At 72.9% G+C, this 23,529-nt stretch carries 24 protein-coding genes; 19 read left to right on the forward strand and 5 right to left on the reverse strand.

The features are described from left to right. Nucleotides 1-57: 57 nt before the first annotated feature. Complete coding sequence (locus ADJ73_RS06350; RefSeq protein WP_050349284.1) at nucleotides 58-765, forward strand: DUF305 domain-containing protein; 708 nt, start codon at nucleotides 58-60, stop codon at nucleotides 763-765. A gap of 32 nt (nucleotides 766-797) precedes the next feature. After that, nucleotides 798-1,085 carry a DUF2277 domain-containing protein gene (locus tag ADJ73_RS06355; RefSeq protein WP_050347569.1) on the forward strand — a complete coding sequence of 96 codons (288 nt, stop codon included), beginning with the start codon at nucleotides 798-800 and terminating at the stop codon, nucleotides 1,083-1,085. A 9-nt stretch (nucleotides 1,086-1,094) separates the two neighbouring features. On the opposite strand, the gene bioB is transcribed toward ADJ73_RS06355, so the two are convergent. Beyond that, nucleotides 1,095-2,336: a biotin synthase BioB gene (bioB, locus tag ADJ73_RS06360; protein ID WP_216593681.1), complete on the reverse strand. Its 1,242-nt coding sequence runs from the start codon at nucleotides 2,334-2,336 to the stop codon at nucleotides 1,095-1,097. A gap of 125 nt (nucleotides 2,337-2,461) precedes the next feature. On the opposite strand from bioB, the gene ADJ73_RS06365 reads away from it, so the two are divergent. The 4 genes from ADJ73_RS06365 to ADJ73_RS06380 all read left to right on the forward strand — a co-directional run bounded on the left by ADJ73_RS06365 (nucleotide 2,462) and on the right by ADJ73_RS06380 (nucleotide 4,847). Next, nucleotides 2,462-3,022, forward strand: coding sequence for a TetR/AcrR family transcriptional regulator C-terminal domain-containing protein (locus ADJ73_RS06365; RefSeq protein ID WP_050347571.1), 561 nt, complete (start codon nucleotides 2,462-2,464; stop codon nucleotides 3,020-3,022). A gap of 31 nt (nucleotides 3,023-3,053) precedes the next feature. After that, nucleotides 3,054-3,566, forward strand: a complete 513-nt coding sequence (locus ADJ73_RS06370) for a hypothetical protein (protein WP_253272682.1) — start codon at nucleotides 3,054-3,056, stop codon at nucleotides 3,564-3,566. Nucleotides 3,567-3,673: 107 nt separating this feature from the next. After that, the gene (locus ADJ73_RS06375) at nucleotides 3,674-4,525 is read left to right on the forward strand and encodes an aminodeoxychorismate lyase (RefSeq protein WP_082176786.1); all 852 of its coding nucleotides are present in this window, start codon (nucleotides 3,674-3,676) and stop codon (nucleotides 4,523-4,525) included. Nucleotides 4,526-4,538: 13 nt separating this feature from the next. Continuing rightward, nucleotides 4,539-4,847: a hypothetical protein gene (locus tag ADJ73_RS06380; protein ID WP_050347573.1), complete on the forward strand. Its 309-nt coding sequence runs from the start codon at nucleotides 4,539-4,541 to the stop codon at nucleotides 4,845-4,847. 141 nt (nucleotides 4,848-4,988) lie between these two features. Here the strand turns inward: ADJ73_RS06380 and ADJ73_RS06385 are convergent, their stop codons facing one another. Continuing rightward, complete coding sequence (locus ADJ73_RS06385; RefSeq protein WP_082176787.1) at nucleotides 4,989-6,311, reverse strand: MFS transporter; 1,323 nt, start codon at nucleotides 6,309-6,311, stop codon at nucleotides 4,989-4,991. A gap of 42 nt (nucleotides 6,312-6,353) precedes the next feature. Then, nucleotides 6,354-7,085: a ZIP family metal transporter gene (locus ADJ73_RS06390; RefSeq protein ID WP_050347575.1), complete on the reverse strand. Its 732-nt coding sequence runs from the start codon at nucleotides 7,083-7,085 to the stop codon at nucleotides 6,354-6,356. A gap of 37 nt (nucleotides 7,086-7,122) precedes the next feature. Here ADJ73_RS06390 and ADJ73_RS06395 point away from each other — a divergent pair, with 37 nt between their 5' ends. Together ADJ73_RS06395 and ADJ73_RS06400 are read left to right on the forward strand one after the other, a co-directional pair. After that, complete coding sequence (locus ADJ73_RS06395) at nucleotides 7,123-8,106, forward strand: DUF389 domain-containing protein (protein WP_082176788.1); 984 nt, start codon at nucleotides 7,123-7,125, stop codon at nucleotides 8,104-8,106. Between the two features lie 115 nt (nucleotides 8,107-8,221). Continuing rightward, entirely contained in the window at nucleotides 8,222-9,457 is a 1,236-nt protein-coding gene (locus tag ADJ73_RS06400) for an AI-2E family transporter (RefSeq protein ID WP_253272683.1), read from the forward strand. Nucleotides 9,458-9,590: 133 nt separating this feature from the next. Here the strand turns inward: ADJ73_RS06400 and ADJ73_RS06405 are convergent, their stop codons facing one another. Next, nucleotides 9,591-10,199 carry a TetR/AcrR family transcriptional regulator gene (locus tag ADJ73_RS06405; protein ID WP_050347576.1) on the reverse strand — a complete coding sequence of 203 codons (609 nt, stop codon included), beginning with the start codon at nucleotides 10,197-10,199 and terminating at the stop codon, nucleotides 9,591-9,593. A gap of 122 nt (nucleotides 10,200-10,321) precedes the next feature. Between ADJ73_RS06405 and ADJ73_RS06410 the strand changes: the two genes are divergently transcribed. The 8 genes from ADJ73_RS06410 to ADJ73_RS06445 all read left to right on the forward strand — a co-directional run bounded on the left by ADJ73_RS06410 (nucleotide 10,322) and on the right by ADJ73_RS06445 (nucleotide 18,062). Continuing rightward, nucleotides 10,322-11,467, forward strand: a complete 1,146-nt coding sequence (locus ADJ73_RS06410) for an acyl-CoA dehydrogenase family protein (RefSeq protein WP_050347577.1) — start codon at nucleotides 10,322-10,324, stop codon at nucleotides 11,465-11,467. A gap of 205 nt (nucleotides 11,468-11,672) precedes the next feature. Continuing rightward, nucleotides 11,673-12,437 (forward strand): SDR family oxidoreductase, encoded by a 765-nt coding sequence (locus ADJ73_RS06415; protein WP_050347578.1) that lies wholly within the window; start codon nucleotides 11,673-11,675, stop codon nucleotides 12,435-12,437. A gap of 8 nt (nucleotides 12,438-12,445) precedes the next feature. Next, nucleotides 12,446-13,261, forward strand: a complete 816-nt coding sequence (locus ADJ73_RS06420) for an SDR family NAD(P)-dependent oxidoreductase (RefSeq protein ID WP_050347579.1) — start codon at nucleotides 12,446-12,448, stop codon at nucleotides 13,259-13,261. Between the two features lie 70 nt (nucleotides 13,262-13,331). Continuing rightward, nucleotides 13,332-14,315 carry an NADPH:quinone oxidoreductase family protein gene (locus tag ADJ73_RS06425; RefSeq protein ID WP_050347580.1) on the forward strand — a complete coding sequence of 328 codons (984 nt, stop codon included), beginning with the start codon at nucleotides 13,332-13,334 and terminating at the stop codon, nucleotides 14,313-14,315. A gap of 97 nt (nucleotides 14,316-14,412) precedes the next feature. Beyond that, complete coding sequence (gene fabG / locus ADJ73_RS06430; protein WP_050347581.1) at nucleotides 14,413-15,174, forward strand: 3-oxoacyl-ACP reductase FabG; 762 nt, start codon at nucleotides 14,413-14,415, stop codon at nucleotides 15,172-15,174. Between the two features lie 106 nt (nucleotides 15,175-15,280). After that, the gene (locus ADJ73_RS06435; protein WP_050347582.1) at nucleotides 15,281-15,736 is read left to right on the forward strand and encodes a MaoC family dehydratase; all 456 of its coding nucleotides are present in this window, start codon (nucleotides 15,281-15,283) and stop codon (nucleotides 15,734-15,736) included. After that, the gene (locus ADJ73_RS06440) at nucleotides 15,736-16,827 is read left to right on the forward strand and encodes a phosphotransferase family protein (protein ID WP_050347583.1); all 1,092 of its coding nucleotides are present in this window, start codon (nucleotides 15,736-15,738) and stop codon (nucleotides 16,825-16,827) included. The genes ADJ73_RS06435 and ADJ73_RS06440 overlap by 1 nt, the downstream gene beginning before the upstream one ends. Then, nucleotides 16,827-18,062 carry an acyl-CoA dehydrogenase family protein gene (locus ADJ73_RS06445; protein ID WP_050347584.1) on the forward strand — a complete coding sequence of 412 codons (1,236 nt, stop codon included), beginning with the start codon at nucleotides 16,827-16,829 and terminating at the stop codon, nucleotides 18,060-18,062. The genes ADJ73_RS06440 and ADJ73_RS06445 overlap by 1 nt, the downstream gene beginning before the upstream one ends. Here ADJ73_RS06445 and ADJ73_RS06450 read toward each other — a convergent pair. Next, nucleotides 18,035-19,699 carry a tetratricopeptide repeat-containing diguanylate cyclase gene (locus ADJ73_RS06450; protein ID WP_156188144.1) on the reverse strand — a complete coding sequence of 555 codons (1,665 nt, stop codon included), beginning with the start codon at nucleotides 19,697-19,699 and terminating at the stop codon, nucleotides 18,035-18,037. The two genes, ADJ73_RS06445 and ADJ73_RS06450, sit on opposite strands and share 28 nt — an antisense overlap. Nucleotides 19,700-19,800: 101 nt before the next feature. Between ADJ73_RS06450 and ADJ73_RS06455 the strand changes: the two genes are divergently transcribed. The 3 genes from ADJ73_RS06455 to ADJ73_RS06465 all read left to right on the forward strand — a co-directional run bounded on the left by ADJ73_RS06455 (nucleotide 19,801) and on the right by ADJ73_RS06465 (nucleotide 23,456). After that, entirely contained in the window at nucleotides 19,801-20,574 is a 774-nt protein-coding gene (locus ADJ73_RS06455; protein ID WP_156188145.1) for an alpha/beta fold hydrolase, read from the forward strand. Beyond that, nucleotides 20,571-22,103, forward strand: a complete 1,533-nt coding sequence (locus tag ADJ73_RS06460; protein ID WP_050347587.1) for a Mur ligase family protein — start codon at nucleotides 20,571-20,573, stop codon at nucleotides 22,101-22,103. The genes ADJ73_RS06455 and ADJ73_RS06460 overlap by 4 nt, the downstream gene beginning before the upstream one ends. Before the next feature lie 225 nt (nucleotides 22,104-22,328). Then, complete coding sequence (locus ADJ73_RS06465) at nucleotides 22,329-23,456, forward strand: D-alanine--D-alanine ligase family protein (protein WP_050347588.1); 1,128 nt, start codon at nucleotides 22,329-22,331, stop codon at nucleotides 23,454-23,456. The last annotated feature ends 73 nt before the right edge of the window (nucleotides 23,457-23,529 follow it).

The following is a 23,529-nucleotide window of genomic DNA, read 5'->3' on the forward strand; positions in this document are numbered from 1 at the left end:
GTGCACACGGAGATCCACCCCGCGAACCACCCCGCGCCGACCCCCCAGGAGTCCGCCATGTCCCGCCAGACCGCCTCGTTCGTCGTCGCCGTAGCCCTCGCCGCGACCGTCACCGCCTGCGGGGGCGGCGCCACGACCAGCAGCACCACGACCGGCAGCACCACGACCAGCACCACCTCCGCCTCGCACGGCGACCACGGCGCGACGTCGAGCGCGTCGCCCAGCTCGGCGGCCGGCTCGTCGGCCGGGTCCGACACCGGCTCGGCCTCCGCGTCCCCCAGCGGCTCGGCGACCTCCGCGGCGCCGGGGGCGCAGGGGCGTGCGGGCGACGTGATGTTTGCGCAGATGATGATCCCGCACCACGAGCAGGCCCTGGACCTGGCCGAGTTCGCGCTGAAGGGACATGGCGCCTCCGCCCCGGTGCAGGCGTTGGCCCGCCGCATCCAGGACGCCCAGGACCCGGAGATCCAGCAGATGCAGGGGATGCTCAAGACCTGGGGCGCTCCCGAGATGCCGGCGGACCACGGGATGCCGATGGAGGGCATGGTGCCCGAGGGGGAGATGCGCGAGCTGGCCGCGCTGCAGGGGCAGGCCTTCGACCAGCGGTGGCTGGAGCTGATGACCAAGCACCACCAGGGCGCGGTCGCCATGGCGCAGCAGGTCCTGTCGACGACCCAGGACCCTGCGGTCCGTGACCTCGCGCAGCGCATCGTCACGGCGCAGCAGCGCGAGATCACCGAGATGCAGGCCCTCGCGAAGGCCTGACGCGGCGCCCGTTCCGCGCCTACCGTGGAGGCATGTGCCGCAACATCCGAGTGCTCCACAACATCGATCCTCCGAGCTCGTCGGAGGAGGTCCGGGCGGCTGCGTTGCAGTACGTCCGCAAGGTCGCCGGGGCGGCCAAGCCGTCCAAGGCCAACGAGGAGGCCTACGCCCGCGCGGTCGAGCAGGTGGCCGCCGCCACCGCCACGCTGCTGGACGACCTCGTCACCACCGCGCCCGTCCGCAGCCGGGACGAGCTGGCCGCCAGGGCGCGGGCCCGCAACGCCGCGAGGTTCCCTGACCAGGCGGGCCGCCCCGCCTGAGACCGGTCCTCAGCTGTTGGCCGGCAGCGGGGTGCCGGCGCCGCGACGCCGCGGCGTGACCAGCGGCACGTCGAAGGCCGCCACCGCCGAGAAGCCGCCGGTGCCGTCACCAGCGCCGTCACCAGCGGCGCCCCCAGCACCGCCACCTGCGCTGTCGCCGCAGCCCGGGACGGCGGGGGGCTCGGCATACGAGCTGAGGTCGATGGGGCCGAGCCCGCTCGCCCAGTCGGCCGGCGCGCCCTCGGGCACGAACCCGTTGTCCCGCAGCATCTCCAGGTCCGCGCGCCCGGGTGCGCCCTCGCTGGTGAGGTAGTCGCCGAGGAAGATCGAGTTGGCGACGTGCAGGCCGAGCGGCTGCGCGGTGCGCAGGTGGACCTCGCGCCCCGCGGCCATCCGGATCTCCGCCGTGGGGTTGACGAAGCGGATCATCGCCAGGATCTTGAGGCAGCGCTGCGGGCTGATCATCCCGTGCCCCGCCATCGGGGTGCCCTCGAAGGGGAGCAGGAAGTTGACCGGGATCGAGTCCGCGCCCACGTCGCGCAGCGCGAACGCCAGGTCCACGAGGTCCTCGTCGGTCTCGTCCATCCCGGCGATGAAGCCCGAGCACGCGGACAGCTCGGCGAGGTGCGCCTGCCGGACCGTGTCGACGCGGTCGGCGTAGGTGTGCGTGGAGCAGATCTGGTCGTACTTGCTCTCGGCGGTGTTGAGGTTGTGGTTGTAGGCGTCGACCCCCGCCGCCTTGAGCCGGTCGCCCTGGTTGCCCTTGAGGAACCCGAGGCAGGCGCACACCTCGACGGCCGGGTCGGCGTCCTTGATGGCCTCGACGATCCCGGTGACCTTGTCGATGTCCCGGTCGGAGGGGCCGCGACCGCTGGCGACGAGGCAGACGCGCTGGGCGCCGCCGGAGACTCCCGCCGTCGCGGCCTCGACGGCCTTGTCGGTGCTCAGCCAGGAGTACTTCAGGACGTCGGCCGTGGAGCCGAGCGCCTGGCTGCAGTAGGAGCAGTCCTCGGGGCACAGCCCCGACTTGAGGTTGACGAGGTAGTTGAGCTTGACCCGGTTGCCGAAGAAGGTGCGGCGCACCCGGCCCGCGCTCGCGACGAGGTCCAGGACGGCGGAGTCGGGGAGGGCGAGGATCGCCAGGGCATCCTCGCGGGTGCACGGCTCGCCGGCGCAGCCGCGTGTCGCCATCGCCTGCAGGTCCATGGGGTTCTCCTCGTCGAGCGGTCGATCAGCGGTCAGCGGCGTCATGAACACCGTTCAATGAACGCTGTTCATGTTAACTAGGGGGTGGTGGTCGCTCAACGCGAGGGGCCCTGGTGTGGCCGGGCTCTCGTCCCGGCCCCCCGCGAGCGATCGTCAGGAGGAGGACCCGTATGGCGCTCACGCGGCAGGCCGTCCTCGACGAGGCGGTCCGGACGCTCGATGCCTACGGCTTCGCCGACCTGTCGATGCGCAAGCTGGCCGGGGCGCTCGAGGTGCAGCCGTCGGCGCTCTACTGGCACTTCGCCAACAAGCAGTCGCTGCTGGCGGCGGTCGCGACCGGGTGGCTCGGCGCGATGCCGGCGCCGTCCGCGCAGGCGCCGTGGGACGAGCAGGTGCGGGTCTGGGCGCACGGCCTACGCCGCGCCGTGACGGCGCACCGTGACGGCGCCGAGCTGGTCGCCTCCGTCCTGGCGATGCGCGCCGAGGGTGTGGAACCGACCCGGGGGCTGGTGGCGATCCTGCACCAGGCCGGGTTGCGGGCCCCCGATGCGCGGGCCGCTGCGGCGAGCGTCCTCCACTTCGTGATGGGGCATGCCGTGGACGAGCAGGGGCACGCGCAGATGCGGGCCTTCGGCGTGGCCCCTGCCGGAGCCGTGCCCGACGACCCGGACGAGCGGTTCGCCTACGGCCTGGCCCTGCTCGTCGACGGGATCCGCGCCCGTCTCGCCTGAGCCGAGAGCTGCGCGTGCCACCATCGACGTCATGGACCGTGACATGGACCCGCAGCGAGAGGCGACCCTGCGCCGGCGGTACCTGAGCCTCGGGGTGGGGGAGCTGGTCGCTGCTGCTGTCTTCCTGGTGATCGCGCTCCAGGTGGTGCTGCCGGGGTGGGCTTCCCTCGAGCGGCCTGCTCTGTGGGGAGGTCTCGCCCCGCTCCTCGTCATCCTCGTCCAGGCGGGGGCGTACTGGCTGCTCGCGCGCAGCTGGACCCCGCACGCGACGATGCCACCCGCGCTGGCGACCACCTACCGGGTCTTTCGCGGGGCGGACCTGGTGCTGCTCGCCGCAGGGCTCGTCCTCGTCGTCCGGCACTGGCCGGCGAGCCCGGGCGGTGCCGCACTGGCCCTCGGTGCCTGGGCGTTCGGCGTCGTGGAGTACCTCAACTACTTCGTGGTGCGCCTCTCCTACCCGGTGACCAGGTGGCCCGGCACCGTCACGCAGTGGCGCACCCCTCGTCTCATGCAGGACGTCCGGGGATCCCGACCCCGGGGGTGACCGCCTCGGGGCCGCGCAGGTGCGGGCTCCTAGATCAGCCGGGCTCCGTGACATCGACCTGGCGTGCTGACCCGGTCGGAGGTGACCGCCCGCGGTAGGTTGGGCAGATGCAGCAGGTCGTGGCGGTCATGGGCCGCGGAGTCGTCGACGCCGGCACGCCGATCGCCACCGGCGACGACCTGGGGATCACCCGGGGCGACGGCTGCTTCGACGCGACGCTGGTGGCCTGGGACGGCGAGGGCTGGCTGGTCCACGACCTCGACGAGCACCTGGCGCGGCTGCGGCGGTCGGCCGACGCCCTCGCCATCCCGCTCGCCGACGACGACGCGTGGATAGAGCTGATCGGTGACGCCCTCCAGGTCTGGCAGGGCGCCGACGAGGCCGCCCTCAAGCTCGTCCTGACCCGCGGTGACGAGCACGGCGACGGCACGCCCCTCGCCTTCCTGACCCTGACCAGCGTCGCTGCCCGGATGATCGCCCAGCGTGACGGCATCCGCGTCGTCACCCTCCCGCGCGGCTACGCGAGCGACGCCTTCGAGGGCGCGCCGTGGCTGCTCGGCGGGGTCAAGCTCTTGTCGTATGCCGTCCACGTCGCCGCCAAGCGCGAGGCCGCCGCCCGCGGGGCGGACGACCCGGTCTTCACGTCCAGCGACGGGTACGTCCTCGAGGCGCCGACCTCCGCCGTCGTCTGGCTGCGCGACGGCGTGGTCGGGACGACGCCGACCGGGGGGACAGGGATCCTCGACTCCATCAGCGCCCGCAAGATCCTGGGCGGGGCGGGCGAGCACGGCTGGCGCGGGGAGCAGCGTCTCGTCACCCCGACCGAGCTCGCGGGGGCCGACGCAGCCTGGCTCGTGTCGTCGGTCCGAGGGGTCGCCCCGATCCTGGAGCTCGACGGCGTGCCGCTGCGCACCGACCCCGAGGCGACGCGCGTCATCCGCGCCCTCAACGGTTTCTGAGCAGGCGGCGGGCGTGCCGTCATACCGGATCACCCTGGACGTCCTCGACGTCCTGCCCGGCCACGCGCCGCCCGAGGTGATGGCCACGGCCGTCGCGACGGTCGCCGAGACGCACGTGGTCGAGGCCGACCAGCTCGACGTGGTGGGTGGCGTGCCGCGGATCACGGTGCGGTTCACGATCGACCCGAGCAGCCGGGACGAGGAGGACCACGAGGCCCGGGTGGTCCGCGCCCGCATGGTGCACGCCGTCGCCCAGGTCGCCCGCTGCCGCAACGGGCGGGCGCTGCGTCGCGTCGGGGGTCGGTGGGCCCTGATCCGCTAGCGACCACAAGGTGTCCCTGAGGTGTGGTTGTGGTCGGTATGCCGGCCCAGGGCGACCACAAGGTGTCCTGGGGGTGTGGTTGTGGTCGGTATGCCGCCCCCGGGCGACCACAACGTCACCGAGGGTGTGGTTGTGGTCGGTTCAGCCCGCCCGGCGCCGCCGCAGCCGCTGCGCCCACGGCCCGAACTCCCGCGTCAGCGCCTCGCTCCACGTGGGCACCTCGACGCCCTCCTCCTCGCGCCACCGGCGCCGGGCCAGCGTCCGCGACCGATAGAGCCCGACCAGCCCCACCGCGAAGACCGGCAGCTGCACCGCCATCGCCAGCCGGAACCCCGACAGCGTGTAGCGCCCGCCCGCCGACGTCGCGTCCAGCACGACCCCGATCCCGAGGATCGCGAGCAGCGCCCCGGTGAAGGCGCCCATGATCACGACGCCGGTCGCGGCGCCGAGGCGGTGCGAGGGGTTGAAGGTCCGGGCGAAGTCGAACCCGATCGACGACCCCGGGCCACCCGTCGCGAGCCCGACGACGAGCACGACGAGCAGCCACATCGGTGCGCGCCCCGGCCACAGAAGCACGGCGACCCACGGGACCACGTTGCAGGCCGCGACGGTCAGCGCGAGGTTGGACCGGCGCAGCGGATGGCGCTGGGTGAGCAGCCCGAGGACGGGCCCGACGCCCAGCCCGAGCACCACGAAGAGCGTCAGCAGCCCCGACGCGGTCTGCGGCGAGAGTCCTTCTCCCTGCACGAGATAGGGGACGCCCCACATCATCGCGAAGACCATCGGCGCAAACCCCGTCACCCAGTGGGTCCACAGCCCGAGGCGGGTCCCCGGGTGACGCAGCACGGCGCTGATCTGCCGCAGGATCGGCGGGCGTTCGGCGGGCAGGGCCACCGTCGTCCCGGGCGGCGCGTTGCGCAGCAGCAGCCCGGCCAGCACGCAGGAGCCGGCCGAGACCGCGGCGGCCGTCCCGAACGCCACGGTCCAGCCCGGCCCGTGCAGCAGCGCCGACAGCGGCACCGCGGCGAGGACCTGGCCGGCCTGCCCGAGCAGGCCCGTCAGCTGGGTGAAGAGCGGCACCTGCCCCGGCGGGAACCACGCCGGCACGAGCCGTATGACGCTGCCGAAGGTCATCGCATCACCGGCTCCGACGAGGACCCGTGCCGCCATCCCGGTCGGGACGTCGTGGGCGGTGGCCATGAGGATCTGCCCGACGGCCATCAGGGCGGCGCCGATCGTGACCATCCGGCGGGTGCCGAACCGGTCCAGGGCCAGCCCCACGGGGACCTGGAGCCCGGCATACACGAGCAGCTGGAGCACGACGAAGGACGCCACGATGCCCGCCGGCGCGTGGAACCGGTGCGCGGCGTCGATCCCGGCGACGCCGAGGGAGGTGCGCTGCAGCACGGCCGCGGTGTAGGCGACGACCCCGACGACCCAGACGATCCACCCGCGCGCGCTCACGGGTCCAGTGTCTCCCAGGCGTGACGGCCCGCCCGAGCGGCCCTACGCCGACTTGCTCAGCAGGAAGGCCGCCGCGAACCCGAGCATGGTGAACAACCCGACCCAGCGGCCGGCGTGCTCGGTCGCCTCCGGCACCATCGTGTCGGCGAGCATCGTGATGATGGCCCCGGCGGCGAAGGCCTGGATCGTCGCGACGACCGAGTCCGACGCCCCGCCGAGCAGGGCGTAGCCGAGCGCCGCGGCCAGCGCCGAGACCAGGCACACCGCCGACCACAGCCCCACGATGTAGCGCGTCGAGCGGCCGGCGGCCTTGAGGCCGGCCGTCGCGGACAGCGACTCGGGCACGTTGGACAGGAAGACGGCGGCCACCATCGGCAGCCCGACCTTGCCCCCGCCCAGCAGGCTCACGCCGATGGCGGCCGACTCGGGGATCCCGTCGAGCAGCGCCCCGAGGACGAGGGACATGCCGCCTGCCCCCGCCTGCTGCTCGCCGGTGGGGGACTTGCGGCGGTGCCCGCCCCCGGAGTCGACCCACCAGTCGCCGACGAAGTAGACCAGCGCCCCCGCGACCAGGCCGACGACCACGGACGTGCCCCCGGCCGAGTCGTAGGCCTCCAGCGTCAGCTCGAACGCGACGGCGCTGATGAGCACGCCCGCGCCGAAGGCCATGACGAGACCGATGAGGCGGGTGGAGACCTTGGCGGTGAGGGCGATGACCGCGCCGACCAGCAGCGCAGCCCCACCCACGAAACCCCAGAACGCGGCAGCAAGCATGTCGGGAGTATGGCGCGCGGTGGGCCACCATGGGTGAATGCTCGTCCACCTGCGGCTCGTCGTGCCGACCGACCTCACCGACGACGTCATCCACCTGCTCGTCGACGACCCCCGGGTCACCAACGTCACCCTGGAGCGGGGGGCCAGCCTGGACCCCGTCGGGGACCTCGTCGGCGCCGACGTCGCCCGGGAGGCGGCCAGCGACGTCATCGAGCAGCTGGAGGAGACCGGCCTGGCCCACCGCGGCGGGTTGTCGGTCACCCAGGTCGCGGGGTCGCCCTTCGCGGCGGCGCAGCGCATCGACGACGAGGCGGAGGGCTCGGCCGACGACGGCGTGATCTGGGACCTGGTGCGCGAGGACGCCCGGGACCAGTCGCAGGCGTCCACCACCTACTTCGTCTTCCTCTGCCTCGCTACGGCGCTCGCCGCGGTGGCGGTCATCACCGACTCACCCATCCTCGTCGTCGGCGCGATGGTCGTCGGGCCGGACTTCGGGCCGGTCGGGGCCATCTGCGCCGGCATCGGGCTCCGCGACGGCCGGCTGGCGGGGCGGGGTCTGTGGTTGATGCTGCGGGGCTACGCCGTGGCGGTGGCCGTGGTGGCGCTGCTCGCGCTGCTCGCCCGGCTCACCGGCGCCGTCACCCCCGAGACGGTGGCGCAGGAGCGGCCGCTCACCGGGTTCATCTGGCGCCCGGACCTGTGGTCCTTCGTGGTGGCCCTGCTGGCGGGGACCGCCGGCACCCTGGCCCTCACCGGCGAGAAGTCCACGACGCTCGTGGGCGTCTTCATCTCCGTCACCACCGTGCCCGCCGCCGGCAACCTGGCGCTGGCGCTCGCGGTCCTCGACCGGTCCGAGATCGCTGGGTCCAGCCTGCAGCTCCTGATCAACGTCGTCGGCATGGTCATCGCCGGCGTGATCACCGTGGTGGTGCAGCGCGCCGCCCTGCACCACGGGTACGGCCGGGTCGTGACCACGGCGCACCACCGGGGCAGCCCCGGTGGTGGGGGCGACGCGGGCTGAGACAGCGGCGGGGGAAGGTCCGTCATACGGGCTGGATGAGGCACCCTAGGTGACGGACATGGGGGGACCGGACCGCGACCACCCCCAGCCGCACCCACGAGAGGTCAGCGCCCGCATGGACGAACAGCCCCAGGACACGCAGGACGCACCGGGCTCGAGCAAGGTGACCAAGCTCGAGGCCCGCGACGTCGCGCACGAGGCGAGCCTGGCCCACGGCGCCCGGATCGCCGACCGCCGAGAGCGTGAGTGGACCCAGCCCGGCTCGATGCCGCGCATGCTCGTCATCCTGCTCGGCCTGGCCGCGGCCTGGGTGGCGGTCCAGGCGCTGCAGGGCTCCAAGGACCTCGTCGCGCCGGTCTTCTTCGCGCTCAACCTGATGATCGCCGCCTACCCGCTCAAGGGCTGGCTGCACCGCAAGGGCGTCCCCGAGTGGATCTGCTCCATCGTCGCCGGGCTCGTGGTCTTCCTCGTGATCATCGGGTTCTTCTTCACCCTCGGCTGGGCGGTGGCGTCGCTGGTCATCGAGCTGCCGCAGTACAGCGACAAGTTCCAGGAGCTCTACAACCAGTCCCTGGCGCAGCTGGGCAGGCTCGGTCTGAGCGAGGCCAAGCTCGAGGCGCAGCTCAAGGGCATCAACCCGCAGAGCATCATGGGCTACGTCACGACGGTGCTGACCGGGCTGCAGAGCTTCACCGGGCTGCTGGCCGTGATCCTGACGGTGCTGTTCTTCCTGATGATGGACGCCACCGGCTGGAGCCGCCGGATGGACATCGGCCGGCGCCACCACCCGCGGATCGTCGAGGCGCTGGACGCCTTCGGCGGCGGCGTGCGTCGCTACTGGATCGTGTCGTCCGTCTTCGGGGCCATCGTGGCCGTGCTCGACTGGGTCGCGCTGCTCATCCTCGGCGTCCCGCTCGCCGCGGTGTGGGCGGTGCTGAGCTTCCTGACCAACTACATCCCCAACATCGGCTTCGTCATCGGCCTGATCCCGCCCGCCCTGATGGCGCTGCTGGCCAAGGGCCCGATGGCGGCGGTGTGGGTGATCGTGGCCTACTGCGTGCTCAACTTCGTGGTGCAGTCGATCATCCAGCCGAAGTTCGCCGGCGACGCGATCGGGGTGACGCCGACGCTGTCCTTCCTGTCGCTGCTCTTCTGGGCGTCGATCATGGGCCCGATGGGCGCGATCCTGGCGCTGCCGATGACGCTGCTGCTCAAGGCTGTGCTGGTCGACTCGGACCCGCGGGCGCGGTGGGCCAACGCCTTCCTGGCGGCCGACCCCCTCACCGCCGAGGCCCCCAGCGTCAAGGACGCGGTCGACCCGGACGACGAGCACGACAACGCCATCGCCTGACCTCCCCGCCAGGCCGTATGCCGAGGCGCCTGCCCCCAGCCCGGGGCGGCGCCTCGCGCGTGGCTGCGGCCGGCTAGGGCCGGCTGCAACCGACCACGGCCGACCACGGCCGACCACGGCCGGCTACGGCCGGCTACGGCCGGCTGGACCGAGGGCCGGCGGCAGGGCGGACGAGGCGCAGGGCCAGGGTCGTGTAGTGGTCGGCCAGCTCCTGGGGGGTCCACGACCCGTCGTCGGACCACCACCGCGCCACGTCGACCCCCAGCGAGATCAGCGCGGTCACCGTCATCGGGGGCTGCTCCGTCTCGAACTCCCCGGACCGCAGCCCCGACTCCACGACGCCCCGGAAGACCTCCGTGATCTCGCGCCGCAGCAGCCCGACCTCCGCCAGGTGCTCCTCCGACAGCGCGTCCAGCTCGTAGTTGACGATCCGCGAGACCGTGTGCAGCTCGGCGTGGGTCAGCACCCAGGCGTGGACGAGGGCCCGCAGCTGCTCGGTGGGGGAGTCCGCCGACGCCACCGCCTCCCGCGCCAGCCGCAGCACCTCGGCGTGCCCCTCCAGCGAGAGGGCGTGCAGCAGCGACTCCTTGCTGGCGTGGTGGACATAGACGGCGGCCGGGCTCATCCCGGCGGCCGCGGCGATGTCGCGGGTCGTCGTCGCGTGGAAGCCCTTGGCGGCGAAGGACTGCAGCGCCGCGGCCTTGATGCGGTGGCGCGCGTCACGGGTCGGGCCGGGCGGCATACGGATCACCCCTCTCACCTCTTGACCCGGGCCTGGGTCATGGGTGATTCTCTAGCGAGACCAGGAACTAAGCAAGCGCTTAGTCAACCCGTCCCACACGATCCGCCAGCCGAGGAGACGCGATGCAGCGCACCATCTACGACGAGGACCACGAGGCCTTCCGACAGTCCGTCAAGGAGTTCGTGGACCGGACCCTCGCGCCCCGGGCGGAGGAGATGATCCGGGACCACGTCATCGCCCGAGACATCTGGGAGGAGGCCGGGTCCCAGGGCTTCTTCGGCCTCAGCATCCCGGAGGAGTATGGCGGCGCCGGCATCGACGACTACCGCTTCAACGCCGTCTTCGCCGAGGAGATCGGCAGGTTCACCAACGCCGCTGGCTCGTGCTTCGGCATCCACGCCGACATCACCGCCCCCTATCTCGTGCACCTCGGAACCGAGGAGCAGAAGCAGCGGTGGCTGCCCGACGTCGCCGCCGGCAAGAAGATCATGGCCATCGGGATGACCGAGCCCTCCGGCGGCTCCGACCTGGCAGCGCTGAAGTCCACCGCCGTCCGCGACGGCGACGACTGGGTCATCAACGGCTCCAAGACCTTCATCACCAACGGCCACCAGTGCGACCTCGCCGTCGTCGCCGTCCGCACCGACCCCACCAAGGGCGCCAAGGGCATCTCGTTGTTCGTCCTCGAGGCCGGCATGGAGGGCTTCACCAAGGGCAACAAGCTCGACAAGGTCGGCCAGGAGGAGTCCGACACCTCCGAGCTGTTCTTCGAGAACGTACGCGTCAGCAACGACCACCTCCTCGGGCCCGAGGGGATGGGCTTCATCGAGATGATGAAGCACCTGCCGCAGGAGCGCCTCGGTGCCGCCGTCGGCAACCTCGCCAACGCCCGCCAGATCCTCGCCGAGACGATCCAGTACACCAAGGACCGCAAGGCCTTCGGCCAGCCCATCGGCACCTTCCAGCACAACAAGTTCAAGATCGCCGAGATGGTCACCAAGTGCGAGGTCACCCAGGCCTTCATCGACCAGTGCGTGATCGCCCACGCCCGCGGCGAGCTCACCGCCGTCGACGCCGCCAAGGCCAAGTGGTGGGCCAGCGAGGTGCAGTGCGCCGTCCTCGACGAGTGCGTCCAGCTGCACGGCGGCTACGGCTACATGAACGAGTACCGCGTCGCCCGCGCCTGGCGCGACGCCCGCGTCCACAAGATCTGGGCGGGGAGCAACGAGATCATGAAGGAGCTCATCGGCCGGGACCTGGGTCTCTAGGGCTTGTCCGTATGACGCCTGCGCGGCGTCGTCTGGGTGTGCCGGCCGCGGCCTACCATCCGCCGCTCGTCCCTCGCGGCTCCCGCCAGACCCGCCACGACCGCGGCCGGTACACCCGGACTCTTCGTGCGCTCCTCCTCTCCCGGGCGCGCCTTGGCCCAGCGCCCACCCCCTGCTACGCAGCACATGACGAAGGAGTCAGGTAGTGAACAGGTTTGATGGCAAGGTCGGCATCGTCACGGGGGCGTCCCGGGGGATCGGGCTGGCCATCGCGCAGCGGCTCGTCGCCGAGGGCGCCCGCGTCGTGATCACGGCGCGCAAGCCGGAGGCGCTCGCCGAGGCCGCCGCGTCGATGGGCGGGGAGGGGCGGTGCGTGGCGGTCGCGGGCAACGCGGGTGACCCCGCGCACCAGGACGAGGCGATCCGGACCGCGATCGAGCGGTTCGGCTCGCTGGACCTGCTGGTCAACAACACCGGCATCAACCCGGCCTACGGCCCGCTCATGCACATCGACCTCGACGTCGCCCGCAAGATCCTCGACACCAACGTCGTGGCGGTCCTGTCCTGGGTGCAGAAGGCCTACGCCGCGTGGATGGGCGAGCACGGCGGTGCCGTCGTCAACGTGGGGTCCGTCGCGGGGCTCCGTGCCGCGCCGGGGATCGCGTTCTACGGCGCCAGCAAGGCGGCGCTGCTGCACCTCACCGAGGAGCTCGCCGTCGAGCTCGGTCCCGGCATCCGGGTCAACGCGGTCGCGCCCGCCGTGGTCAAGACCGACTTCGCCAAGGCGCTCTACGAGGGGCGCGAGGACAAGGCGTCCCGCGGCTACGCGATGAAGCGGCTCGGCGAGCCCGAGGACATCGCCGGCGCGGTCGCCTACCTCCTGTCCGACGACGCGGCCTGGACCACCGGCCACACGATCGTCCTCGACGGCGGCGCGACGCTGATCGACGGCTCCGCGATCGGGGGCTGAGCGAGGCGATGGAGGCGCTGCGCGACAAGGGAGTCGTGGTGACCGGCGCGGCCGGAGGCATCGGCCGCGCCATTGCCGAGGCCTGCGTGGCCGCGGGTGCGAGGGTCGTGGTCACCGACCTCGACGCCGAGCGGCTGCTCGCCACCGCCACCGACCTCGGCGCGTACGCCGTCCCCTCCGACGTCTCGACCAACGACGGCATCGAGGCGGTCCTCGAGCTGGCGACCGCGCACCTCGGCGGCATCGACGTCTGGGTCGGCAACGCCGGCATCCAGGGCGGGCTCGGCCTCGAGACACCCGACGAGACCTGGCAGCTCGCGCACGACGTCAACGTCATGGCGCACGTGCGCGCCGCCCGGCTGCTCGTGCCGGCCTGGCTCGAGAGCGGGGGCGGCCGGTTCGTGGTCACCGCGTCCGCGGCCGGGCTGCTCACGATGATCGGTGCGGCCCCCTACTCCGTCACCAAGCACGCTGCGGTGGCCTTCGCCGAGTGGCTGGCGGCGACATACGGCCATCGCGGGATCGACGTGCACTGCCTGTGCCCCCAGGGCGTGGACACCGCCATCTATCGCGACGCGGGAGCCGTGCAGGGCCTGCTCGCCGCGGACGGCCTGCTCACCCCGGCCGAGGTCGCCGCGGCGCTCCTCGAGGCGATCGAGCAGGGTCGCCACCAGGTCCTGCCCCACCCCCAGGTCCGGCAGTATGCCGTCGCCCGGGCCACCGACACCGACGCCTGGCTGCGCGGCATGCAGCGCCTCCAGCGTCGCTACGACTCCCCGCCATCCCCGGCCACCCCGCCCGAGCGCGCCATTGGTCACCAATGACCGAATCCGGGGCGTCTGGAACGATCAAAAGCGCCATTGGTGACCAATGGCGGGGAAGGAAGGAGTGCGCATGAAGGCCTGGACCGTCGCCACCCTCGGCGAGCCCCGTGACGTGCTGGAGCTGACCGAGCGTCCGTCGCCCGAGCCCGGCCCCGGGCAGGTGCACGTCCGGGTCCGCGCCACCGCCGCCAACTTCCCCGACGTGCTCATGATCAAGGGCCTCTACCAGGTCAGGCCACCGCTGCCGTTCGTGCCCGGCGTGGAGATCTGCGGCGACGTGATCGCCGTCGGGGCCGGCGTGCAGCACGTGCAGCCGGGGCAGCGCGTCGCCGGCATGGCGGCCGTCCCGCACGGCGGTTTCGCCGAGGAGGCGCTGGTCGACGCCGCCGCCACCATGCCCGTCCCCGACGGCATCGCTGACGAGGCGGCCGCGTCGCTGACCATCGCCTACCAGACCGGGTGGTTCGGCCTGCACCGCCGCGCCCACCTGCAGGAGGGCGAGTGGCTGCTCGTCCACGCCGCCGCCGGTGGGGTCGGCAGCGCCGCCGTGCAGCTCGGCAAGGCCGCGGGCGCCAGGGTCATCGGCGTCGTCGGTGGGACCGACAAGGTCGAGGTGGCGCGTCGGCTCGGCTGCGACGCCGTCATCGACCGCCGCAGCGAGGACGTCGCCGCCCGGGTCAAGGAGATCACCGAGGGGCACGGCGCGGACGTCGTCTACGACCCCGTGGGCGGCGCGGCCTACCAGCAGTCCACCAAGTGCATCGCCTTCGAGGGGCGCATCGTCGTGGTCGGGTTCGCGTCCGGCGACATCCCCGCGCCCGCCCTCAACCACGCCCTGGTCAAGAACTACGCGATCCTCGGGCTGCACTGGGGGCTCTACGCCACCAAGGACCCCCGCTCGCTGCTCGCCTGCCATCAGGAGCTCGCCCGGCTGCTCGCCACCGGCGCCATCGCGCCCCTGGTCAGCGAGCGCGTCCCGCTGGAGGAGCTGCCCGACGCGCTCACCCGGCTGGGCGCCGGCGACACCACTGGACGGGTCGTGCTGACCCCCTGAGACTGGCGGTGATCGCGGTGGCCCCGGCCCCGCGAGCGCCGCACCCGCACGGCCCGACATACGACCCGACCACCCACAGCCTCCCGGAGGAGAAGACATGACCGACCAGACCCAGCGCACCGCCATCGTGACCGGTGCCGCCCGCGGCATCGGCGCCGCGGTCGCCCGCCGCCTCGCCCAGGACGGGATGGCCGTCGCCGTGCTGGACCTCGACGAGGCCTCCTGCCAGAGCGTCGTCGACGAGATCACCGGGGCCGGCGGGCGCGCGCTCGCCGTGGCGGTCGACGTGTCCGACGAGGCGGCCGTCGCCGCCGCCGTGGAGCGCGTCGCCGGCGAGCTCGGCGCCCCCACCGTGCTGGTCAACAACGCGGGGATCATCCGCGACAACATGCTCTTCAAGATGAGCGTCGACGACTGGGACGCCGTGATGGGCGTCCACCTGCGCGGTGCCTTCCTGATGACGCGGGCGGCGCAGCGCTACATGACCGAGGCGAAGTACGGCCGCATCGTCAACCTGTCCTCCACCTCGGCTCTCGGCAATCGCGGCCAGGCCAACTACGCCGCCGCCAAGGCCGGCATGCAGGGCTTCACCAAGACCCTGGCGCTCGAGCTGGGCAAGTTCGGCGTGACCGCCAACGCGATCGCCCCCGGCTTCATCGCCACCGACATGACCAAGGCGACGGCGGCGCGCATGGGCATCACCTTCGAGCAGTTCCTCGAGGGGGCGGCCAAGGAGATCCCCGTGGCCCGCGTCGGGCAGCCCGAGGACATTGCTGCGACGGCGTCGTGGCTGTGCTCCGAGGAGTCGGGCTTCGTGAGTGGTCAGGTCATCTACGTGGCCGGTGGGCCGCGCGACTGAGCGACCCCGCGAGGACACGAGCGAGGGACGAGCGAGGCCCGGAGCGGGTTGAGCTCAGTCGCAGAGGGCACAGCCTGAGCGACCGGACGACGGAAAGGACTGGGAGATGAAGGTCTTCAACGGGATCGACGAGGTCGTCGCCGCGACGGGCGAGCACCTCGGCTACAGCGACTGGCACGAGGTGACCCAGCAGCAGGTCGACCTGTTCGCGGAGGCGACGGGCGACCACCAGTGGATCCACGTGGACCCGGAGCGGGCGGCCCGCGAGACGCCGTTCGGCGGGACGATCGCGCACGGCTACCTGACCCTCTCGCTGATCCCCGGGCTGCTGCCCGAGGTCTACGAGGTGCAGGGCATCACGATGGGGATGAACTACGGCGCCAACAAGATCCGCTTCCTTACGCCGGTGCGCGTGGGGTCGCGGGTGCGCGTCGGCATCCAGCTGCAGGAGACGAGCCCGAGCAAGGCGGGCCTGCAGATGGTCCTCGCGATGACGGTCGAGATCGAGGGCGCGGACAAGCCGGCCTGCGTCGCCGAGGTCGTCTACCTCCTGGTGCCGTGATGGACGCCGCAGCGACGGGCCTCGAGACCGAGGTGCCCGGGCTGGACCTGGTCGCCCTTCGCGGGTATCTCGAGCGCGAGACGCCGGGCCTGCTCGAGGGTGCGCTGTCGGCGCGCGTCGTCGCGGGCGGCAAGTCCAACCTGACGTATGTCGTCGCCGACGCCTCGGGGGCCACCGTCGTCGTGCGGCGGCCCCCGCTCGGGCACGTCCTCGCGACGGCGCACGACATGGCCCGGGAGCACCGGGTCATGACAGCCCTGCGGGACACCGACGTGCCGGTGCCGGTGACCCACGCGTGCTGCGAGGACGAGACGGTGATCGGGGCCGCCTTCTACGTCATGGAGCACGTGGCGGGGACGCCATACCGGCGAGCCACCGAGCTGGCGCAGCTCGGTCCCGAGCGCACCCGGGCGATCAGCGAGCGCATGGTCGACGTGCTCGCGACGCTGCACGCGGTGGACCCGCAGGCCGTCGGGCTGGGCGACTTCGGCCGACCGGAGGGCTTCCTCGCCCGGCAGGTCAAGCGGTGGGGCACCCAGCTCGAGGGCTCGCGCTCGCGGGACCTGGCCGGGGCCGACGAGCTGTATGCCGGGCTGACCCGTCGCGTGCCCGCCGACCAGGCGCCGGCGATCGTGCACGGCGACTACCGGCTCGACAACCTGCTCATCGGCCCCGTCGCCCCCGTCGCCCCCGTCGGCGCCGAGGTCGACGGGAGGGACGAGGTGCGGGCGGTGCTGGACTGGGAGATGGCGACGCTCGGCGACCCGCTCACCGACGTGGGGCTGCTCGCCGTCTATCAGCAGCTGGCGCGGCTCGGGGCGGGTGGCGCCATGATCACCGACGTCTCCGAGGCACCCGGCTACCTGCCGCTGCCCGAGCTGCTGGCCCGCTACGCCGAGCGCAGCGGCCGCGACGTGCGCGACCTCGGGTTCTACGTCGCCCTCGCCTACTACAAGCTCGCCGTGATCCTCGAGGGCATCTACTACCGCCACACCCAGGGACAGACCGTGGGCGCGGGCTTCGCCGAGATCGGCGGCTACGTCGAGCCGCTCGTCGCGGGCGGGCTGCGCGCCCTCAAGGAGGAGAGCTGATGGACTTCACGATTGACGCCGCCACGCAGGACTGGATCGACCGGACGCGGGCCTTCCTCGACGAGGAGATCCACCCGGCCGAGGCCGACTTCGCCCGCGAGTGCGGCGAGCTGGGCTGGCACTGGACCGCCTCCCCGACGCTCCAGCGGCTGCAGGCGGAGGCGCGGTCGCGCGGCCTGTGGAACCTCTTCCTCCCCGGTGAGCACGGCGCGGGCCTGACCAACCTGCAGTACGCCCACCTCGCCGAGCTCAGCGGTCGCGCGATCGAGCTGGCGCCGCCGGCCATGAACTGCGCGGCCCCCGACACCGGCAACATGGAGGTGCTGGCGCAGTTCGGCTCGCCGGAGCAGCAGGACCGGTGGTTGAGGCCGCTGCTCGCGGGCGAGATCCGGTCGGGCTTCGCGATGACCGAGCCCGCCGTCGCCTCCTCGGACGCCACCAACATCGAGATGACGATGCGCCGGGAGGGTGACGAGATCGTCATCGACGGCCGCAAGTGGTGGACCACCGGGGCGATGAATCCCGACTGCCAGATCTTCATCGTCATGGGCAAGACCGACCCGGGCGCCGAGCGGCACCGCCAGCAGTCGATGGTGCTCGTCCCGCGCGACACCCCCGGCCTGACCGTGCAGCGCGGGCTCACGGTGTTCGGCTACGACGACCACGACCACGGCGGGCACGGCGAGCTGGTCTTCGACGGGGTGCGCGTGCCGGCGAGCAACGTGATCGGGAGCGAGGGCACGGGCTTCGCGATCGCCCAGGCCCGCCTCGGACCGGGCCGCATCCACCACTGCATGCGCTCGATCGGCCTCGCGGAGCGGGCGGTGGAGCTCATGTGCGAGCGGGCGTCGGAGCGCGTGGCCTTCGGCCGGCCGCTGGCCGAGCAGGGCGTGATCCGCGACTGGATCGCCGAGTCCCGGGTGCGGATCGAGCAGCTGCGCCTGCTCACCCTCAAGACCGCCTGGCTCATGGACACCGTCGGCAACAAGGGCGCGCACACCGAGATCCAGGCCATCAAGATCGCCACCCCCCGCACCGTGGAGTGGATCCTCGACAAGGCGATGCAGGTGCACGGCGGTGGCGGCGTCAGCTCCGACACCCCGCTCGCCCGGATGTTCGCGGGGATCCGGACCCTGCGCTGGGCCGACGGGCCGGACGAGGTGCACAAGAACGCCCTGGCCAAGGCCGAGCTGCGCCGTCACGCGGGTCAGCGGCGGGGTGACACCGCCGGCTGAGGGCAGCCGTCTGCCGTCCAGACGCGGTCCCCGCCGGCGCGCTTGGCGGCATACATGGTCTGGTCGGCGTGCAGCAGGGCGGGCTCCAGGGACGGCGACGTGATCAGCGCGACGCCGACGCTCACCGTCACGGGCGCGAGCGGCTCCCCCTGGTGGTCGCGCCACTGCGTGCCGGCCGCCACCGCGCGGAAGCCGTCCAGGTCCCGCACCAGGCCGGCCGCGTCCGCCTCGTCGCGGGGGTCGGTCGGCGCAGGGCGCGGTGGTCGTATGACGACGAACTCCTCGCCGCCGTACCGCGCCACGAGGTCGTCGGCCGGCAGGTGCGACCGCAGGAGCTGCCCGAAGGCACGCAGCACCGAGTCGCCCGCGGGGTGCCCGTGGGTGTCGTTGACCTTCTTGAACCCGTCGACGTCGATCATCGCCACCTGCCCCGGCCGCTGCGGCCCGGCGTCGGCGAGCGCCCCGTCGGCGACCTCCAGGAGGTGCTGCCGGTTGTGCAGTCCGGTCAGGGTGTCGCGGATGCTGAGCTCACGGATCCGCTCGTGCGCCGCGCGGAGCTCGGCCAGCGCCTGCTCGAGGCGGTCGGCGCGCGCCGCCTGCCGCTGCCGGTCGCGGCGCAGCTGGGCGGTGCGGTGCCAGACGTCGAGGGCGCGGGCCTTCGCGGAGGCGTTCTCCCCGAGCTGGCGGGCGTGCAGGTCCGCGGAGAGCCGGGCCTCGGTCAGGGCGCCGCGCAGGTCTCCGACGGCCTCGAGGCAGCGGGACAGGGTGCGCCGGACCATCTGCTCGTCGAAGGCGGGCAGCTGCTCGCCGAGGCAGGCCCGCGTCAGCTGGATGCCCCGCTCGGGGTCGCCCTGGCGCAGCGCCAGCTCGGCGAGGGTGCAGGCGGTCGCGCACCGCGCCTCGAGCGTGGCGATGGTGCTGGGGTCGGGGATGTCGCGCAGCATCCGGGCGGCACCCTCGGTGTCCCCCCGCGCGAGCAGGCTGTCGGCCTGGAAGCACCGTGCCTTGACGTAGCCGTCGCGCCAGCTGCCCCGCAGCAGCCGCAGCGCCCGGTCGAGGTAGGCCTGCCGGGCAGGCTCGGGCATGCCGAGGCGCTCCCCGGCCTCGACGATGTTGAGCAGGATGGTGCCGGTCAGACCGTCGTCGCCGGCGGTCTCGGCCAGCTCCAGGGCCTCGAGCAGCATCGGGAGCGCCTCGCGGTCGGTGCGGAAGCCGAGGATCGCGCGGTTCTGCAGCGAGGAGGCGCGACCGATCTGGCAGCCGGCGAGGTCGTAGGCGTCCGACGCCGCGGCGAGGTAGGAGACCGCCGCATCGTCCTGCTGCAGCACCACCAGGATGTGGCCGATGATCTCCAGGGCGCGGGCGTGCCACCGGGTGCCGTCGGGGATGTCGCGCTCGGCCTCCATGGACAGGCGCAGCGCGTCGTCCCAGGCGAGGCGCGCCTGCGCCAGCCGGCCGCGCAGCAGGGTGGCGGCCGGGGAGCGTGGGAGCGCCCCCACCGCCCGCGCGAACTCCGTGGGGTGGTCCTGGCGCAGGTCCCAGGCCCGCTCCAGTGCCGGGTCGCCGTCCTCGCTCCCCGCCACACGGCCGGCGACGCCGCACGCGTCGGTCCTGGCCCTCGTGGCGTCTCCGCTCATGCGGCCCATGGTACGCAGGGATACCCCGCGGTAACGGGGCGTGACGAAAGCGCTGGCCGTGCCTTCCCGGAGGCCGGGGGCCAGGCCCATAGACTGTCGCGGTGCTGACAACCCTCCTCGACGGCCAGGTGATGGCCGAGAAGCACGGCTCAGGTCGCCCCCGCGTCCTCGCGATGCACGGCTGGGCGCGCAACCGCCACGACTGGGCGCCGGTCCTGCGCGGCTACGACGCCGTCGCGCTGGACCTGCCGGGATTCGGCGCCACCCCTCCCCCCGCGCAGGGTTGGTCGACCGAGCAGTATGCCGAGCACCTGCTGCCCCTCCTCGACGCCGACGCCCCGGTGGTTCTGGCGGGCCACAGCTTCGGCGGACGCGTGGCCGTGCACCTCGCGCGGCTGCGGCCCGAGGCCGTCCAGGGTCTGCTGCTCACCGGCGTCCCGCTGCTGCGCCCGGCGCCCGCCGACGCCCCCGCCCGCCGGGGTGGTCCGCTCGACCTGCGCCTCGCCAAGGCGCTGCACCGCCGCGGCATCGTGCCGGAGTCCGTCGTCGACAAGTACCGCAAGAAGTACGGCTCGGCCGACTACAACGCCGCGCAGGGCGTCCTGCGGACGGTCCTGGTCAAGGCCGTCAACGAGGACTACACCCGCGAGCTCGAGGCGGCGCGGGCGGGCGGCATACGGACCGAGATGGTGTGGGGCGAGGGTGACACGGCTGCGTCGGTCGCCATGGCCCGCACCGCTGCCGGACTGATCGGCCCTACCGCCCACCTGGACGTCGTCGCGGGCTCGGCGCACCTGCTGGACGACCAGCTGGTCGCGCACCTGCGCACCGCCCTGGACCGCCTGCTCGACACCCCCAAGGAGACCCAGCCGTGATCCTCGACGTCGTCACCTGGGCCGCCGTCGCGGCCGCACTCGCCGCCGAGGACTCGCGCTGGCTGCGGGTGGCTCAGCGCGAGCACTACGAGCCGGGGCGCGCGACGGCCATGGCCGGGCTGTGGAGCAAGGTCAAGCCCGAGAACCAGCTGCTGCTCGCCGCCGCCGCGCTCTGCATCGCCGGCGGCCTGTGGGTCCACCCGGTCACGCTGCTCGGGCTGGCCGCGATCGCCGCGTGGCCGCTGGGGCTGCCGGTGCGGGGCCGGAGCGCGAAGTTCGGCTGGACCGACCGGATGAAGCGACTCACCGGCGTGACCGTGGGGCTGCAGGTCGTGCTCGCCGCTGCGGCCGGTCTGCTCGCCGGGCCGTATGCCGCCGCCGTGGTCGCCCTGCTCGCCGTGCCCACCGTCGACCTCGCGATGGCGATCATGCGCCCGATCGAGAAGAAGCTGGCCCAGCGGTGGGTCGTCGAGGCCCAGGACAAGCTGCGCCGGCTGCGCCCGACCGTCGTCGCGATCACCGGGTCCTACGGCAAGACGTCGACCAAGCTCTACGTCAACCAGCTGCTGTCGCGCTCGCACGCCGCCGTGGCCTCACCCGCGTCGTTCAACAACCTGATGGGGCTCTCGCGGACCGTCAACGACCGGCTCGTGCCCGGCACCGAGGTGTTCGTCGCCGAGATGGGCACCTACGGGCCCGGCGAGATCCGCGAGCTGTGCCGCGTCTTCCCCCCGACGATCGCCGCGATCACGACGATCGGCGAGGCCCACCTCGAGCGGATGAAGAACCGCGAGACCATCGTCCGCGCCAAGTCCGAGATCACCGAGGACGCGGCGATCTCCGTGCTCAACGTCGACGTGCCGGAGCTCGCCGCGCTGGCCGACCGCCTCGACGGGGTCAAGCGCGTCGTTCGCTGCTCGACCGTGCCGGGGACGCGGGCCGATGTGGTCGTGGCGCCCGTCGACGGGGGCCGCTGGGAGGTCACCGTCGACGGGGCCCCCGTCACGACGGTCGACGCGCCCGGGGCCGGTCACCCGATCAACCTGGCCGTCGCCGTGGGCATCGCCCGCGCGCTCGACGTCGACCCCGCCACGCTGGCGCCGCTGATGGTCGACCTGCCCGGGGCGGCCCACCGCGCCGAGCTGCAGCGCGACGAGCGCGGGGTCGCGGTCATCGACGACACCTACAACTCCAACCCCGACGGCGCCGCGTCAGCGCTGCGCTCCGCACGGGCTGCCGTGGGCGAGGGTGGTCGCATCTTCACCATCACCCCCGGCATGGTCGAGCTGGGCGACCAGCAGGTCGAGCGCAACCGTGCCTTCGGCGCCGACGCGACGGCCGCACCCAACCAGGTGCTCGCGGTCACGCAGCTCACCAACAAGAAGGCCCTCCTCGCCGGTGCCTCCGGCCAGCCGGGCGAGGTCCGCACCTACGCCTCGCGCGAGGCCGCGGCCGCCGCGATCATGCCCGAGACGAGGGCCGGCGACGTCGTCCTCTTCGAGAACGACCTGCCCGACAACTACCCCTGACCGGCGGCTGGCCCGCCGCGCCGGGCGACCACAAGGTGTCCCGGGGTTGTGGTTGTGGGCGGTCTGGCGCCCGCAGGTGACCACAACGTCCCCGAGGGTGTGGTTGTGGTCGGGTGGCAGCCACAGGGTGGCGCGCCGCGCGGGACCGCCACCACGCAGGGCGGCGGGCGGGCGGCATACGATCGCCTGTAGCCACCCTGCCGTCTGCAGAAAGGTCTCACGACCATGTCCCAGACCGTGACCGTCGTCTTCGGCGGGCCGTCTGCCGAGCACGACATCTCCATCCTCACCGGCCTGCAGTGCGAGCGCGTCCTGCAGCGCGCGGGCGCCCAGGTCCAGTGCCTCTACTGGGACCGCGGTGGCCGCTGGCACGCCGTGCCGCCGCAGACCGAGGCGCGGGACTACCTCGACGGCGCGCCGGCCAAGGCGCAGAAGGTCGAGCTCAGGATCGGCGCGGGTGCCGAGGACGGCTTCCAGATGAAGGCCGGCTTCCGCGGCACCAAGACACTGGACCTGGGCTCGGTCCTGCTGGCCCTGCACGGCGGGGCGGGCGAGTCGGGGGGCACACAGGCGCTCTTCGAGCTGCTGGGCGTCCCGGCCACCGGCTCGTCCCCGGCCGCCGCGGCGCTCGGCATGGACAAGCTGGCCTTCGGCGCGCTGATGGCCGACGCGGGGGTGCCCACGCTGCGCCGCGAGATCGTGTCCCCGGACTTCCGGCCCAGCTTCGACGGTCCCTACATCGTCAAGCCCCGCTTCGGCGGCTCGTCGATCGGGATCGAGGTCGTCGACGACTACGACACGGCGCTCGCGCTGCTCAAGTCCAGCCTCCACATGCGCGCCGGAGCGGTCGTCGAGCCCTACCGCGACGACCTGTGGGACCTCAACATCTCCTTCACGACCGCCCCGCAGTTCAAGACCTCGCTGATCGAGAAGCCCCTGCGCAAGGAGGGCGGCGCGATCTACGACTACGCCGGCAAGTACATGGGCGGCGGCGCCGACGGCATGACCTCCGCGCCGCGCGAGCTGCCCGCGCAGATCGACCCCGCGCTCGAGGCGCAGGCCCGCGAGCTGGCCCGCCAGGTCCAGCAGCTCACCGGCCTGACCGGCATCAACCGGCTCGACTTCCTCACCGACGGCACCGACATCTACGTCAACGAGGTCAACTCGATCCCCGGCGCGATGGCGCTCTACCTGTGGCCCGACGAGGACCCGGGCAAGCTGCTCCTCGCCATGGTCGAGGAGGCCAAGACCGCCAACCGTCGTATGCCGACCGCCTCCTTCGAGGAGGGTGCTGCGCTGCGTGCGGCCGGCGGCATCTCGGGCAAGCTGACGGGGCTCGGCCCCCAGCGCTGACCCGGATGACCAAGCCCCCCACCGCTGTTCGTCGCGGTGGGGGGCTTCGTCATGGGCGGGGCGGGCCGGCCGA

This window comes from Arsenicicoccus sp. oral taxon 190 (assembly GCF_001189535.1).
Taxonomy (GTDB): domain Bacteria; phylum Actinomycetota; class Actinomycetes; order Actinomycetales; family Dermatophilaceae; genus Arsenicicoccus.